General features: G+C 63.5%; 12 protein-coding genes. 7 read left to right on the top strand and 5 right to left on the bottom strand.

The annotated features are described in order from the left end of the window. Nucleotides 1-26 precede the first annotated feature (26 nt). A complete protein-coding gene (locus RIN61_RS13125) occupies nt 27-1,694 on the top strand; it encodes an FMN-binding glutamate synthase family protein (protein WP_313857496.1) in 1,668 nt (555 codons plus the stop codon). Nucleotides 1,695-1,828: 134 nt separating this feature from the next. Here the strand turns inward: RIN61_RS13125 and RIN61_RS13120 are convergent, their stop codons facing one another. Then, on the bottom strand, nt 1,829-3,148 hold the full coding sequence (locus RIN61_RS13120) for an OprD family porin (RefSeq protein WP_112251343.1): 1,320 nt from the start codon (nt 3,146-3,148) through the stop codon (nt 1,829-1,831). 505 nt (nt 3,149-3,653) lie between these two features. On the opposite strand from RIN61_RS13120, the gene RIN61_RS13115 reads away from it, so the two are divergent. After that, nucleotides 3,654-5,729 carry a TonB-dependent receptor gene (locus tag RIN61_RS13115; protein ID WP_313857493.1) on the top strand — a complete coding sequence of 692 codons (2,076 nt, stop codon included), beginning with the start codon at nt 3,654-3,656 and terminating at the stop codon, nt 5,727-5,729. A gap of 133 nt (nt 5,730-5,862) precedes the next feature. Here RIN61_RS13115 and RIN61_RS13110 read toward each other — a convergent pair whose 3' ends face one another. Both RIN61_RS13110 and aguA read right to left on the bottom strand, forming a co-directional pair. Continuing rightward, the gene (locus tag RIN61_RS13110; protein ID WP_080563721.1) at nt 5,863-6,060 is read right to left on the bottom strand and encodes a hypothetical protein; all 198 of its coding nucleotides are present in this window, start codon (nt 6,058-6,060) and stop codon (nt 5,863-5,865) included. A 184-nt stretch (nt 6,061-6,244) separates the two neighbouring features. Then, entirely contained in the window at nt 6,245-7,351 is a 1,107-nt protein-coding gene (gene aguA / locus RIN61_RS13105) for an agmatine deiminase (RefSeq protein ID WP_112251339.1), read from the bottom strand. A 279-nt stretch (nt 7,352-7,630) separates the two neighbouring features. On the opposite strand from aguA, the gene rfbC reads away from it, so the two are divergent. The 4 genes from rfbC to RIN61_RS13085 are packed head-to-tail and all read left to right on the top strand — an operon-like array spanning nt 7,631 to nt 11,891. Then, nucleotides 7,631-8,176 (top strand): dTDP-4-dehydrorhamnose 3,5-epimerase, encoded by a 546-nt coding sequence (gene rfbC / locus RIN61_RS13100; RefSeq protein ID WP_112251601.1) that lies wholly within the window; start codon nt 7,631-7,633, stop codon nt 8,174-8,176. Nucleotides 8,177-8,218: 42 nt separating this feature from the next. Beyond that, entirely contained in the window at nt 8,219-10,033 is a 1,815-nt protein-coding gene (locus RIN61_RS13095) for a sensor histidine kinase (protein WP_207879670.1), read from the top strand. Next, nucleotides 10,030-11,436 carry a sigma-54-dependent transcriptional regulator gene (locus tag RIN61_RS13090; protein WP_112251335.1) on the top strand — a complete coding sequence of 469 codons (1,407 nt, stop codon included), beginning with the start codon at nt 10,030-10,032 and terminating at the stop codon, nt 11,434-11,436. The genes RIN61_RS13095 and RIN61_RS13090 overlap by 4 nt, the downstream gene beginning before the upstream one ends. Further along, nucleotides 11,436-11,891, top strand: a complete 456-nt coding sequence (locus RIN61_RS13085; RefSeq protein ID WP_112251333.1) for a thioesterase domain-containing protein — start codon at nt 11,436-11,438, stop codon at nt 11,889-11,891. The genes RIN61_RS13090 and RIN61_RS13085 overlap by 1 nt, the downstream gene beginning before the upstream one ends. Nucleotides 11,892-11,939: 48 nt before the next feature. Here RIN61_RS13085 and cysQ read toward each other — a convergent pair whose 3' ends face one another. Further along, the gene (cysQ, locus tag RIN61_RS13080) at nt 11,940-12,758 is read right to left on the bottom strand and encodes a 3'(2'),5'-bisphosphate nucleotidase CysQ (RefSeq protein ID WP_313857489.1); all 819 of its coding nucleotides are present in this window, start codon (nt 12,756-12,758) and stop codon (nt 11,940-11,942) included. Beyond that, on the bottom strand, nt 12,755-13,321 hold the full coding sequence (nudE, locus tag RIN61_RS13075; RefSeq protein WP_015268611.1) for an ADP compounds hydrolase NudE: 567 nt from the start codon (nt 13,319-13,321) through the stop codon (nt 12,755-12,757). Before nudE ends, cysQ begins: the two co-directional genes overlap by 4 nt. Before the next feature lie 64 nt (nt 13,322-13,385). Between nudE and yrfG the strand changes: the two genes are divergently transcribed. Then, nucleotides 13,386-14,048, top strand: a complete 663-nt coding sequence (yrfG, locus tag RIN61_RS13070) for a GMP/IMP nucleotidase (RefSeq protein WP_085599973.1) — start codon at nt 13,386-13,388, stop codon at nt 14,046-14,048. Nucleotides 14,049-14,067 lie beyond the last annotated feature (19 nt).

Here is a 14,067-nt window from a genome sequence, read left to right as displayed (position 1 = left end):
CCGGTCATCCTGCCTGCGATGGACCCATGAAACACTCTCTACCCAGCCGCTACGCCTGCCTCGCCCTCTGCCTGCTGTTCACCTTCGCCAGCCTGCCGCTGCTACCCCAGCATGCCTGGCTGTGGCCGTTGACGCTGATCACCGCGCTGCTCAGCCTGGTCGGCCTGAACGACCTGCGGCAAAGCCACCACGCCGTGCGCCGCAACTATCCGATCCTGGGCAACATCCGCTACCTGATCGAAACCATCCGCCCGGAAATCCGCCAGTACCTGATCGAGGGCGACGACGACAAGCTACCGTTCTCCCGTTCGCAGCGTTCGCTGGTTTATGCCCGGGCCAAGAACGAAAGCGCCGAGAAAGCCTTTGGCACCCTCAACGATGCCTACAAGCCCGGCTTCGAGTTCATCAGCCATTCCATGCTGCCAGTGGCCACGCCAGACCCGGCGTCGTTCCGCATCGCCATTGGCGGGCCGCAATGCCGCCTGCCCTATTCGGCGTCGATCTTCAACATCTCGGCCATGAGCTTCGGTGCCCTCAGTGCCAAAGCCATCGCTGCCCTGAACCGCGGTGCACGCATGGGCCGCTTTGCCCATGACACCGGCGAAGGCAGCATCAGCCCGTACCACCGCGAACATGGCGGTGACCTGATCTGGGAAATCGGCAGTGGCTACTTCGGCTGCCGCACCGAGGACGGCCGCTTCGACCCGCAGCGCTTCGCCGAGCAGGCTCGCTCGCCGCAGGTGAAGATGATCGAGATCAAGCTCAGCCAGGGCGCCAAGCCGGGTCACGGCGGCATCCTGCCGGGGCACAAGGTCAGCCCCGAGATTGCCGCAACCCGTGGCGTGCGTGAGGGCGAGGATTGCATCTCGCCGGCAGCGCACAGTGCCTTCCGCACCCCGGTCGAGTTGCTGCAGTTCGTTGCCAGCCTGCGCGAGCTGTCGGGCGGCAAGCCGGTGGGGTTCAAATTCTGCCTGGGCCACCCTTGGGAATTCATGGGCATTGCCAAGGCTATGCTGGCCACTGGCATCACTCCGGACTTCATCGTCGTCGATGGCAAGGAAGGCGGCACTGGGGCGGCGCCACGCGAGTTCAGCGACAACATGGGCGTGCCGATGCGCGAGGGCCTGATGTTCGTGCACAACACTCTGGTCGGCCTGAACCTGCGCGCCGGCATCCGCATTGGCGCAGCGGGCAAGATCGTCAGCGCCTTCGACATCGCCAGCGTGCTGGCCATCGGGGCGGACTGGGTCAACTCCGCGCGTGGCTTCATGTTCGCCATTGGCTGCATCCAGTCGCAGAGCTGCCATACCAACAAATGCCCGACCGGCGTGGCTACGCAAGACCCGTTGCGCCAGCGCGCCCTGGTGGTGCCAGACAAGGCCGAACGGGTAGCCAGTTTCCACCGCAACACGCTGCATGCGCTGGCCGAAATGTTGGCTGCTGCGGGCCTGGAACATCCTGCGGAGCTCAAGCCCAAGCATCTGGCACGGCGTATCAGCTCCAGCGAAATCGGGCTGTTCTCGGACCTGCACACGTTCCTCAAGCCTGGCGAATTGCTCAGTGGCTCGATTGAAAGCGAGTTTTATGCGCGGATGTGGCGGATGGCGCGTAGTGACAGCTTTGCGCCGGAGACTGGGGAGGGAGAGGTGAAGGTTGCCGGGGTGCGGCGCAAGGAAGTGGTGGAGACGGCATGAAAGCCTGGGGCCGCGTTGCGGCCCTTTCGCGACACAAGGCCGCTCCCACAATGGTCCTGCGCATGCCGGTCAATGTGGGAGCGGCCTTGTGTCGCGATGGGCTGCAAAGCAGCCCCTAGGCCATCAGATCAGGATCAGAAGATGCTGATCGGGTACTCGACGAATACGCGAACTTCGTTGCCGTCGTCGTTGTAACCGTTCTGCTGCACGGCGTTGTTGGTACGCACGAACGAGCTACGCAGCTTGATCGACAGGTCCTTGGCCGGGCCGTCCTGCACCACGTAACGGATCTGGTTGAAGATCTCGCGCTCTTTACCTTCACCGAAGCCCTGCGGGTTGGCGACGTTGCGGGTGTTGATGTTGTCGCCCACCACGTAGGCCAGCTTGTAGGTCAGGCCCGGGATGCCGTAGGCACCGAAGTCCAGGCCGTAGCCCAGCTGCCAGGAGCGCTCGTCTTCGGCGTTGAAGTCGGACCAGTACGAGTTGGCCAGGTAGATGGTCGAACCACCGTCACCCACGCCACCCGCGTTCTGGTACCAGCCGTAGTTGTAGCCGGTGCTGCCGGTGCTGCGCTGGTGGGCGATGGTGAACGAGTGCGCACCATACGCGTAGGTGGCTGCCAGGCTCCAGATGGTGTTGGAGTCGCCGTTGAGTTCGGCGCTCTTGACGAACTTGTTGTCGATGTCCGACTTGTAGCCGTTGAAGTCCAAGGTCAGGGACTGGTCGTTGGCGATCGGGAAGACGTAGTTCAAGCCCAGGTAGTGCTTTTTCATCACATCTTCGTTGTCGGCGGTGTACAACGAAGCGGTGAAGTTGTCGGTGAACTTGTAGCTACCGCCGAAGACGTTGATCGACTTCAGGCCGCCGCCGTCACGGCGCTCGGCGCTCTTGCGCGCTTCCTGGGTGAAGCGACCGGCGTTCAGTTCCAGGCCCTGGATCTCTTTGGAGGTGATCAGGGTACCGGTGAAGCTTTCTGGCAGCAGACGGGCGTCGTCGTACTGCAGTACTGGCAGTGCCGGCATCTGGTCACCGTACTTGAGCACGGTGTTGGAGATGCGGAACTTCACTGCAGCGCCACCACGGGCCAGGTTGTGCGGCGAGTTGGCGTTGCCGTTCTCGTCCTTGAAGTCCGAAGGCTTGAAGAAGTCGACACCGGCGCCACCGTTGTGGCCCTTGCCGCCGTCAAGACGCACGGCGTACAGGCCGAATGCATCGACGCCGACACCGACGGTGCCTTGGGTGAAGCCGGAGGAGAAGTTGGCGATGACACCCTGGCCCCATTCGATCTGGTCGTCGGTGCCGTGTTTCTTGTCGCGGTTGATGTAGGCGTTACGCAGCAGGACGTTGGCGTGGCTGTCCTCGATGAAGCCTTTGCTGTCGGCCTGATCATTGGCCTGTGCCTGGGTCGCGGCGATCATCGCCAGGGCGACCAGGCTGATCCTGGTTTTCAACATGTTGTTTTCCTTATTTCCTAATCAAAAACGCTCTGCAATATGACGCCAGGAACCAACGCCCCTTCGTAGGTTCGACGCTATGCGGATCCAGACTGGAAGGCCTGCCGATAACAACACGGCGGCCTCTGGCAGCAGCATGGCCAAAATCATGGCCAGCAGGCGTTGGCCGAATCCTAGCCGTGTGCGATTACAAATGTCAAAAACTCGTGAAATGCAGGTTGATATAACCAAAATCGCCGGCGGCTCTGGTGCATTTCCATGCAGGTTCGCGCTATCAGCGGAGAATTTATCTTGTGTAGGAAATAGCCTTTTGATCGAACGGACAATTTTCCTGTCAGGGCGCCTTCGCAGCGCAAGGCTGCTCCTACAGGGAAAGGCGACAGGGCAGGAGCTGTAACAACCTGACACAGATGTAATGACAACCCTTTACAAATACTCGGGCAATAGCAAATAGCAAGCATTACCATCCGCATCTCTTTTTCACCTGCTCGATCCGGATGTCCCCATGCTTGTACCCTGCCGTCTTTCACCCCTGGCGCTTGGCCTGTCGCTGCTGTTCAGCGCCAGCCTGGCCAGTGCCGCCACCACCACCCTGCCGGAACTGTCGGTTAACGCCGACAGCGATCGCGAAAAGGACAACCCGCAGGTCAAGGAGGTAAGCACCGCGACCCGCACCTCGACGCCGGTGCGCTACGTGCCGCAGGCCATCGACACGGTGAAGACCGTCAACGTGCTGGACTACGGCAGCCATACCCTGGGCAAAGCGCTGGAAGGCATTCCCAACGTCAGCAGCGGTGCCGACACCCGCTTCGACAGCGTGCGCATTCGCGGCTTCGAAGCCAGCAACGACTTCTACCTGGACGGCATTCGCGACGACAGCCAGTACATCCGCGACCTGAATAACATCGAGCGGGTCGAAGTACTCAAGGGGCCGGCAGCGGTGCTGTATGGCCGTGGCAGCCAGGGCGGTATCGTCAACCGGGTGAGCAAGGCGCCGGAGCCCGGCCGCCGTTCAAGCATCGAGGCGCAGGCCGGCAGCGAAGACCTGCGCAGCCTGTATGCCGACCTCAGTGCCGACCCCAGCGACACCGTCAGCCTGCGCCTGAACCTGGGCAACCAGGACAACAACAGCTTCCGCGACGGTATCGATGGCAGCCGCCAACTGTTCGCCCCGTCGATCATGTGGCAGGTCAGCCCCGACCTGAACTGGCTGGTGCAATACGAGTACAGCCGCTACAACCGCACCCCGGATCGTGGCGTCCCGGGGGTCAACGGTCGCCCGGCCGATGTCAGCCGCAGCACCACTTATGGCGACCAGCGCGACTACATCGACGACCGTGCCCAGTCGCTGCGCTCGCGCCTGAACTATCAGCTGAACGAAACCTGGCAGCTGCGCCATACCTTGGGCCTGTTCAAGCTGGACAGTGAGTTCGACAACACCTACGTCACAGGCTACAACGCCAACACAGACACCTTGACCCGCCAGCGCTGGCAGCAGGACCTGAACACCCGCAACCTGTTCAACACCTTGGAGGCCGAGGGCGACTTCGACACCCTGGGCCTGGAGCACAAGCTGTTGCTGGGCCTGGAATTCGGCAACCAGAAGCGCGACCCGGTGCTGTATAAAGCGGTCGACCAGAAGCTGCAGGGCCTGGGCAAGCCCGGCCGCGACCAGCAGCTCAATGGCCCAATGACGTTGTTTAGTGACAACCATACCGTGGTCGATAGCCGCGGCCTTTATCTGCAAGACCAGATCCGCTTGGACGATCAGTGGCAAATTCTGGCTGGCGTACGCTTCGACCAGTTCAAAGTGGAAACCACCAACAAGGATGGCGTGCGCGAAACACAGGACAGCAACAGCACCAGCCCACGCCTGGGTGTGGTCTACACACCGTGGCGCGACCATTCGTTCTACGCCTCGTGGAGCAAGACTTTCTCGCCGGTTGGCGGCGGTCTGATCGGCATCACTCCGGGCGCAAAGGGCAACGGTAACGACGCCAAGCCGGAAGAAACCCGCCAGAAGGAAATCGGCGTGAAGAGCGACTGGCTCGACCAGCGCCTGACCACCACCCTGGCCATCTACGAGCTGGAGCTGTACAACCGTCGCACCCGCGATCCGCTGGTCCCGGAAAACATCTTGCTCAGCGGCATGCAGCGTTCACGCGGCATCGAGCTGACCGCCACCGGCAACATCGTCGGCAACTGGTATCTACGTGGTGGCATCGGCCTGCAGGACGCGACCATCGTCAAGGACAACAACGGCCAGGAAGGCAACCGCATCAATGACGTGGCAAAGCGCAACGGCAGCCTGTTCGTGACCTGGAAACCGGAACTGGGCTGGTACGCCGAAACCGGCCTGACGCTGGTGGGCGAGCGTTATGCGGACAACCAGAACACCACGGTGCTGCCGGGGTATGGCCGCTGGGATGCATTGGCCGGGTACCGCACGCATGACTGGGATGTGCGGGCGGCACTGAGCAACATTGCCGACAAGACCTATTACAGCTCGGCGACCAGTGCGGCACAGATCCAGGTGGGTGACCCGCGTAGCCTGGTAGTGACTGGCAGCTACAGCTTCTGATCTTTATTGCCTGTGCCGGCCTCTTCGCGGCTAAAGCCGCTCCCACAGGTATCCCACATGTATCGAGCCCAGTTGGGTACTTGTGGGAGCGGCTTTAGCCGCGAAGAGGCCGGTACAGGTAATACCGATTCGATCAGTGCCAAACCGCCATCAGCGCCTGCATTTCTGCTTCGCTGATCAGCCCTTGGGGATATCGTCCGGCAAGCAGACGTCGTGGGTCGGTCGTCCTGACCCTGATGCTTCCATGGTGTTTCAACCACTTCGCCACAAGCCTGAGCGATTGGTGATTCACTGCCGATGGGCGCAAAGCCGACTCACTTGCTGCGTTCATTTCTACACGTACTCCCTGGCCCGTGAGCGGCTAATCTACGTAAGGATTGTTACAGATCCGAGAGCGCGGCATGGCCGAGCTATCTGACTGAAAACAATACAAAACATATGCCAGCACAGGCCTGCGGACAGCCCCGGAAACAAAAAGGCCCGTCATGTGACGGGCCCCTTCATTCACCGAGCGCTCAACGCTTGACCGGCGCCGGCTGCTGCTGGGTCAGGCAGTGGATGTTGCCACCGCCCAACAACAGCTCGCGACCAGGGATCATCACCACTTCGTGGTCGGGGAAGATCTTCGACAGGATCGCTCTGGCCTCGGCATCTGCCGGGTCGTCGAAGCTTGGCGCGATGATGCCGCCGTTGACGATCAGGAAGTTAACGTACGAGCCAGCCAGGCGCACCGATGGGTCACGCTCCTGGCTGCCTGCCACCTGATCGACACCGGCACACTCTTCGGCGGTGGCGAACAGCGGGCCCGGGATCGGCATCTTGTGCACGATGAACTCACGCCCCTTGGCATCGCGGGTGCTCTTCAGCACCTCCATGGCAGCATGGCAGCGGGCATAGTTGGGGTCGTTGGAATCATCGGTCCAGGCCAGTAACACTTCACCCGGGCGCACGTAACAGCAGAAGTTGTCGACGTGGCCGTCGGTCTCGTCGTTGTACAGGCCATCCGGCAGCCAGACCACGGTGTCCACCGCCAGATGATCGCGCAGCACCGCTTCGATCTGCTCGCGGTTCAGGTGCGGGTTGCGGTTGCGATTGAGCAGGCATTCTTCAGTGGTGATCACGGTGCCTTCGCCGTCCACATGGATCGAGCCGCCCTCGAGTACGAAGCCTTCGGTGTGGTAGCGCTGGCATCGCTCCATTTCCAGCACCTTGGCCGCCAGTTCCTCGTCGCGGTTCCACGGTGCGTACAGGCCGCCGTCAAAGCCGCCCCAGGCATTGAAGCCCCAGTCCACGCCACGCACTTCACCCTGGTCGTTGATGACGAAGGTCGGGCCGGTGTCGCGCACCCAGGCGTCGTCGTTGCTGATCTCGACCACACGGATGTTCGGCTGGTCGAGCTGGCGGCGGGCATTTTCGTACTGGCCAGCCGAAACCGCGACGGTTACTGGCTCGAAACGGGCAATGGCCTTCGCCAGGGTCACATGGGCAGCTTGCGCTGGCTTGCCACCCAGGCGCCAGTTGTCCGGGCGCTCCGGCCAGACCATCCACACCTGGGTTTGCGGGGCCCACTCGGCGGGCATGTGGAAACCATCGGCACGGGGAGTGGAGTTGAGGGTTTTCATGGTTGACCTCTGTGATGGCCCTGAGCCGGACTGTGCTGGGGCGTTTGTCAATTTATAACCGATATATATCGATATTAGAAGCCCGAAAATCGGGAAAACAGTAAAGCCTGAGGCAAATAAATCGATAACAATCGATACAGACGCATCGCTGGCCGCGAACCACTGCGGCACGACATCAACCATAGCCAGCCCTGGTGCATGCCGTTGAAGCCCTAGGCGGAAAAAACGGGCCAGACCGGCTAGGGTCAATACATGAGCAAAACGGGCAAGCGCACCACCATGAACATCATCCCCACCGCAATTCCTGATGTACTGATCATCGAGCCGAAGGTGTTCTGTGACAGCCGTGGTTTTTTCTTCGAGGCGTTCAACGCCCGTGAGTTCGCCCGGCAAACCGGCGTGAATGTCGAGTTCGTCCAGGACAACCACTCGCGCTCGATCAAGGGTGTGCTGCGTGGTCTGCACTATCAGGTGGCAAACACCCAAGGCAAGCTGGTGCGCGTGGTGCACGGGGAAATCCGTGATATTGCCGTGGATGTGCGCAAGAGCTCGCCAACCTTCGGCCAATGGGTCGCGGTACAGCTGTCGGCCGACAACCATCGCCAGTTGTGGATCCCACCCGGCTTCGCCCATGGCTTTGCGGTGATGAGCGAGTCGGCCGAGTTCCTCTACAAGACTACCGACTACTACAACCCGAGCGCCGACCGCTGCATCCGCTGGGATGACCCGACACTGACCATCGACTGGGGGCTGCAGCAGCCACCGGTGCTGTCGGACAAGGACAAGCTCGGCCTGCCGCTGGCAGAGGCGGAACTGCTGCCTTAACTAGCGCATAATTGCGGCAGACTTTTCTGGCGCCTTTACGTGATGATTGCAAAACCCACGCCCCCACGCCGTCCCCGCTGGCGCAGCCTGGCCCTGTTGGCCCTGTGCCTGGCCCCGTTACTGTGGCCCCTGCATCACCTGGCCGAACGCTACTACCAGGAAGAACTGGCCTCGCAGAACCGCCAGACTCTCGACCTGTACGTCGCCAACCTGCTCGGTACCCTGCACCGCTACGAAACCTTGCCGCAGATACTTGGTGACCTGCCGGCGCTGCGCGGGGTACTGGCCGACCCGTTGCGCCTGGAAGCAGTGACCAACGCCAACCGCCTGCTCAAGGACATCGTCCAGCAGACTGGCGCCGAGGTGATGTACCTGATGGACGTCAGCGGCAACACCCTGGCGGCCTCCAACTGGGACAAGCGCGACAGCTTCGTCGGCCGCAACTTCGCGTTCCGCCCCTACTTCAACGAAGCCATGGCCGGCCGCCTGGGGCGCTTCTTCGGCCAGGGCACCACATCGGCCAAGCGCGGCTACTTCTTTGCCGCCGCCGTGCATGACCGCGAGCGCATCGTTGGCGTACTGGTGGTCAAGGTCGATCTCGACCACACCGAAACCCTGTGGGGCCGCACCCCCGAGCAGCTGTTGCTGACCGACCACAATGGCGTGGTCATCCTGACCTCGCAGCCGGACTGGCGCTTCCGCGCGACCCGCGCGCTGACCGAGGCCGAGCGCCAAGCCATCATCGCCATCCAGCCCTACCCGACCCAAGCCCCGCAGCCGCTGGTGCTCAACCAGGACGCCTGGATCACCCAAACCCGCGACATCAAGGAAACCGGCTGGCAGGTCAGCATCCTCGCACCCCGCACGCTGGTCGACCGTTCGGTGCAAACCGTGATGGCCATCGGCGCTGGCACCCTGCTGGTGCTGATGCTGCTGGCCGGCCTGGTGATGCAGCGGCGCCGCCACTACATCGACCGCATCGACTTCGAGGCGCGCGGCCGCCAGGAACTGGAAAAGCGCGTGGCCGAGCGCACCGCCGACCTCGAAGGCCTGAACACCCGGCTCAAGAGCGCCGTGCTGGAGCGCGAGAACGCCCAACAGGAGGCCGTGCGCGCCCAGGACGAACTGGTGCAGGCCGGCAAGCTGTCAGTGCTTGGCACCATGTCGGCCAGCATCAGCCACGAGCTCAATCAGCCGCTGGCCGCCATCCGCAGCTACGCGGAAAACGCCGAGATCCTGCTCGACCACCAGCGTATCGAAGACGCCCGCGGCAACCTCAAGCTGATCGGCGAGCTGACCGGACGCATGGCCTCGATCATCGCTCACCTGCGCGCCTTCGCCCGCCGTGACCGCCATGCCCCGGAGAGCGTGGCCCTGCAGCCGGCCCTGGACGATGCCCTGGCGCTGCTGGCCAAGCGCCGTCGGGCAATGGCCGTCGAGCTGATTCGCGACCTGCCGGAAGCCACCTTGTGGGTACAGGCCGGCGAAACCCGCCTGCGCCAGGTGCTCGGCAACCTGCTGGCCAATGCCCTCGACGCCCTGACCGAAAAGGCCAACCCGCGCCGCCTGTGGCTAAGTGCCGAGCAGCGCGATGACTGCGTCTACCTGTACATTCGCGACAACGGCCCCGGCTTCAGCCGCCAGGCCCTGGAGCACGCCAAGGAGCCGTTCTTCACCACCAAGACCCGCACCCAGGGCCTGGGCCTGGGCCTGGCCATCTGCGAGAGCCTGATGCGCGCCCTGGGTGGTGAACTGCTGCTGGCCAACCACCCGGAAGGTGGCGCACTGCTGACCCTGCAGCTGCGTGTGGCCGCACCTGGCGCTACTTTGCCCAATTCGGAGGACCCCTCGGCATGACCACCGAGACACTGATCGACAGCCGAGCCCAGGTCATCCTGGTCGATGATGACCCGCACCTGCGCCAGGCCCTGAGCCAGACCCTGGACCTGGCCGGGCTCAAGGTGGTCGCCCTGGCCGATGCCCAGGGCCTGGCCGAACGCATCGAGGCTGACTGGCCGGGGGTGGTGGTCAGCGACATCCGCATGCCAGGCATCGATGGCCTGCAACTGCTGGAACAACTGCACGGCCGTGACAACGAGCTGCCGGTACTGCTGATTACCGGCCACGGCGATGTGCCGCTGGCGGTGCAGGCAATGCGCGCCGGCGCCTATGACTTCCTGGAAAAACCCTTTGCCAGCGACGCCCTGCTGGACAGCGTGCGCCGCGCCCTGGCCCTGCGCCGCCTGGTGCTGGACAACCGCAGCTTGCGCCTGGCCCTGAGCGACCGCCAGCAACTGGCCACCCGCCTGGTGGGCCAGTCGCCGTCCATGCAGCGCCTGCGCGAGCAGATCGGCGCCCTGGCCGGCACCCGCGCCGACGTGCTGATCCTGGGTGAGACCGGTGCCGGCAAAGAGGTGGTGGCTCGTGCCCTGCACGACCTGTCCAGCCGCCGCGACGGGCCGTTCGTGGCGATCAACGCCGGCGCACTGGCCGAGTCGGTGGTCGAAAGCGAGCTGTTCGGCCACGAGCCCGGGGCGTTCACCGGCGCGCAAAAACGCCGCATCGGCAAGTTCGAGTTCGCCAACGGCGGCACGCTGTTCCTCGACGAAATCGAAAGCATGAGCCTGGACGTGCAGGTGAAACTGCTGCGCATGCTGCAGGAACGGGTAGTCGAGCGCCTGGGCGGCAACCAGCTGATCCCGCTGGACATCCGCATCATCGCCGCGACCAAGGAGGACCTGCGCCAGTCGGCCGACCAGGGGCGTTTCCGCGCCGACCTGTATTACCGCCTGAACGTGGCACCGCTGCGTATTCCGCCGTTGCGCGAACGCGGCGATGACATCCTGGTGCTTTTCCAGCACTTCGCCGACGCCGCCAGCCAGCGCCATGGCCTGCCGCCGCACGCCCTGCAGCCGGTCCAGCGCGCCATGCTGCTGCGCCATGACTGGCCCGGTAACGTACGCGAGTTGCAGAACGCCGCCGAGCGTTTCGCCCTTGGCCTGGAGCTGGCACTGGACGGCCAGGCGCCACCTGCGGCAATGCCTGCGGTACCGATGCCGAGCGGCAACCTCAGCGAACAGGTCGAGCAGTTCGAACGCTCGCTGATCGCTGCCGAACTGGCCCAGCCACACAGCTCCATGCGCAGCCTTGCCGAGGCGCTGGGCATCCCCCGCAAGACCCTGCACGACAAGCTGCGCAAGCATGGCTTGAGCTTCGACGGCGGTAGCGGCGGGCATGATGATCAAGAGGACAATCGTTAATGAACACCGATAGCCAGTACCTGCAGTCCGTACTGCACGGCGACATCCCCCTGACCCGCGAGATGGGCCTGGAAGTGCTCGATTGGCAGCAGCACACCCTGCGCCTGCAATTGCCGCTGGCGGCCAACGTCAACCACAAGAGCACCATGTTCGGCGGCAGCCTGTACTGCGCCGCGGTGCTGGTGGGTTGGGGCTGGCTGCACCTGCGCCTGCGCGAGTCGGGTATCGATGACGGGCATATTGTCATCCAGGAAGGGCAGATCAGTTATCCGTTGCCAGTTACCGGGGCAGCGGTGGCGCGCTGTGCGGCGCCGGATGAGAAGACCTGGGAGCGGTTCTTGGCCCTGTACCAGCGCCGTGGGCGGGCGCGGCTGACGCTGGAGACCACGGTGAGCAATGCCGGTAGTGACGAGCCTGCGGTGAAATTCAGCGGCCAGTACGTGCTGCACCGCTGACACGGACCACTTGGTAACAGGCTGGCACGATCCCTGTGGGAGCGGCGATCAGATCAGGTTCAGGAAAGCTTGGCGCCACGCAGCATTTGCCGGCAACGCCAGGAAATGCGGGTTGAGCAACGACTCCCGCGCCGGATACCGGAACGGCAGGCCATCCAGCCCGATCACTTCACCACCAGCCCCTTCCACCACCCCCTGTGCCGCCGCAGTATCCCACTGCGAAGTCGGCGCCAGGCGCGGGTAACAATCGGCGCTACCCTCAGCCAACAGGCAGAACTTCAACGAACTGCCGATATTGGCCAGCTCAAGGTCACCCACCGCAGCCCCCAACCCGGCCAACAGCGCTTCCTGTTCCGGGCTGGAATGGCGACGGCTGGCAACCACGGTGAAACGCCCCCCCGCCGGCGGTGCGCTGCGAACCTGGATCGGCTGGGCAGTCTCACCCGTTTCCGCACGCCAGGCGCCCAACCCGCGACCGCCGAAGTAGCAGCGCCCCTTGGTCGGCATGGACACCACGCCAAACACCACCTCACCGTTTTCGACCAGGGCGATGTTGACCGTGAATTCCTCGCTGCCGGCAATGAATTCCTTGGTGCCATCCAGCGGATCGACCAGCCACCAGCGGCTCCAGCCCTGGCGCTCGGCCAGCGGAATGTTGCTGTCCTCTTCGGACAGCACCGGGATCTGCGGCGCCAGCGCCAGCAGGCCATCGGCTATCACCCGGTGCGCCGCCAGGTCAGCGGCGGTAACCGGCGAATCGTCGGCCTTGTTGGTCACGGCCACATCGGCGCGCCAGAACGGCAGGATCGCCTCGCCAGCCGCAAGGGCCAGCCTGACCACTTCGTGCATCAGTTGCAGGTCGTTCATGCTTCCAGCAGCCCCCGCTGAATCAGCAGGTCACGGGCCAGGTACAGCGCTGCCAGCGCCCGACCTTCGGTGAACTGCGGGTGCATGGCCAAGGCCGAGAGTTCGCGCAGGTTGACCTTGTCGACCCGCATCGGCTCCGGCTCGTCGCCCTCCAGGCGCTCCTCGTAAAGATCGCTGGCCAGCACCACCTGAATCTTCTGGCTCATGTAGCCCGGCGACAGCGACAGCTCGGTCAGGTGCTCCAACTGGCGCGCGCCAAAACCGGCTTCTTCCTTGAGCTCCCGGTCGGCTGCCGCCAGCACATCCTCGCCCGGCTCGATCAGGCCCTTGGGCAACGACAGCTCGTATTCGTCGGTGCCGCCGCAGTATTCCTCCACCAGCACCGCGTGCTCGGCATCGAGCATGGCCACGATCATGACCGCGCCGTAGCCATTACCCCGGCCCACCAGGCGCTCGTAGGTACGCTCGTTGCCATTGCTGAAGCGCAATTGCACGGCTTCGACGCGAAACAGGCGGCTGCTGGCGACGATTTCGCGGCTGAGGACGGTGGGTTTCTGGCGCATGGGGCGGCTCCTTGGCGTGAACGGGTTACTATACCGTGGCTTGCCGACTGATCGAGAGTTTCCCATGCCTGTTCTTCCCTGGTCTGCCATCGATACCGTCCTGCTGGACATGGATGGCACCTTGCTTGACCTGCATTACGACAACCGCTTCTGGCTGGACCACCTGCCCCAGCGCTATGCCGAGCTGCACGGGGTAAGCCGGGCCATGGCGGAAATGGAGCTGCAGCCGCTGTTCGAACGCAATGCCGGCACGCTGAACTGGTATTGCCTGGACTTCTGGAGCCGCGAACTGCGGCTGCCCATCCGCGAGCTGAAACAGGAAATCGCCGACCTGATCGCCCTGCGACCGGATGCCGATACCTTCCTGGCAGCTATCCGCAACGCGGGCAAGCGCGTGGTGATGATCACCAATGCGCATCGGGATTCGCTGTCGCTGAAGCTGGAGCGGGTGGAGTTGGCGCCGTATTTCGAACGGCTGATCAGCTCGCATGACTATGGCTACCCGAAGGAAAGCCCGCAATTCTGGGACGCATTGCAGGCGGACATCGGCTTTGAACCGGAGCGCAGCCTGTTCATCGATGACACCCTGGCGATTCTGCGCAGTGCGCGGCGGTTTGGCGTGGGGCACCTGCTGGCGGTGCGCCAGCCGGATAGCCAGGCCGGGCCGCGGGATACCGAGGAATTTGCGGCGGTCGAGGATTACCGGGAGCTATTGGTCGGCCTGTGAGGCCCCATTCGCGGGCATG

Source organism: Pseudomonas inefficax (genome assembly GCF_032164165.1).
GTDB lineage: Bacteria > Pseudomonadota > Gammaproteobacteria > Pseudomonadales > Pseudomonadaceae > Aquipseudomonas > Aquipseudomonas inefficax.
Note: the sequence above shows the minus strand (reverse complement) of the source record. Positions and strands in the feature narration are given on the sequence as shown.

Coding starts and splice junctions, on each gene's coding strand:
- rfbC (WP_112251601.1), top strand. CDS start 7,631: ATGAACATCATCCCCACCGCAATTCCTGATGTACTGATCATCGAGCCG.
- RIN61_RS13120 (WP_112251343.1), bottom strand. CDS start 3,148: ATGTTGAAAACCAGGATCAGCCTGGTCGCCCTGGCGATGATCGCCGCG.
- nudE (WP_015268611.1), bottom strand. CDS start 13,321: ATGCGCCAGAAACCCACCGTCCTCAGCCGCGAAATCGTCGCCAGCAGC.
- aguA (WP_112251339.1), bottom strand. CDS start 7,351: ATGAAAACCCTCAACTCCACTCCCCGTGCCGATGGTTTCCACATGCCC.
- RIN61_RS13125 (WP_313857496.1), top strand. CDS start 27: ATGAAACACTCTCTACCCAGCCGCTACGCCTGCCTCGCCCTCTGCCTG.
- cysQ (WP_313857489.1), bottom strand. CDS start 12,758: ATGAACGACCTGCAACTGATGCACGAAGTGGTCAGGCTGGCCCTTGCG.
- RIN61_RS13110 (WP_080563721.1), bottom strand. CDS start 6,060: ATGAACGCAGCAAGTGAGTCGGCTTTGCGCCCATCGGCAGTGAATCAC.
- RIN61_RS13095 (WP_207879670.1), top strand. CDS start 8,219: ATGATTGCAAAACCCACGCCCCCACGCCGTCCCCGCTGGCGCAGCCTG.
- RIN61_RS13115 (WP_313857493.1), top strand. CDS start 3,654: ATGCTTGTACCCTGCCGTCTTTCACCCCTGGCGCTTGGCCTGTCGCTG.
- yrfG (WP_085599973.1), top strand. CDS start 13,386: ATGCCTGTTCTTCCCTGGTCTGCCATCGATACCGTCCTGCTGGACATG.
- RIN61_RS13085 (WP_112251333.1), top strand. CDS start 11,436: ATGAACACCGATAGCCAGTACCTGCAGTCCGTACTGCACGGCGACATC.
- RIN61_RS13090 (WP_112251335.1), top strand. CDS start 10,030: ATGACCACCGAGACACTGATCGACAGCCGAGCCCAGGTCATCCTGGTC.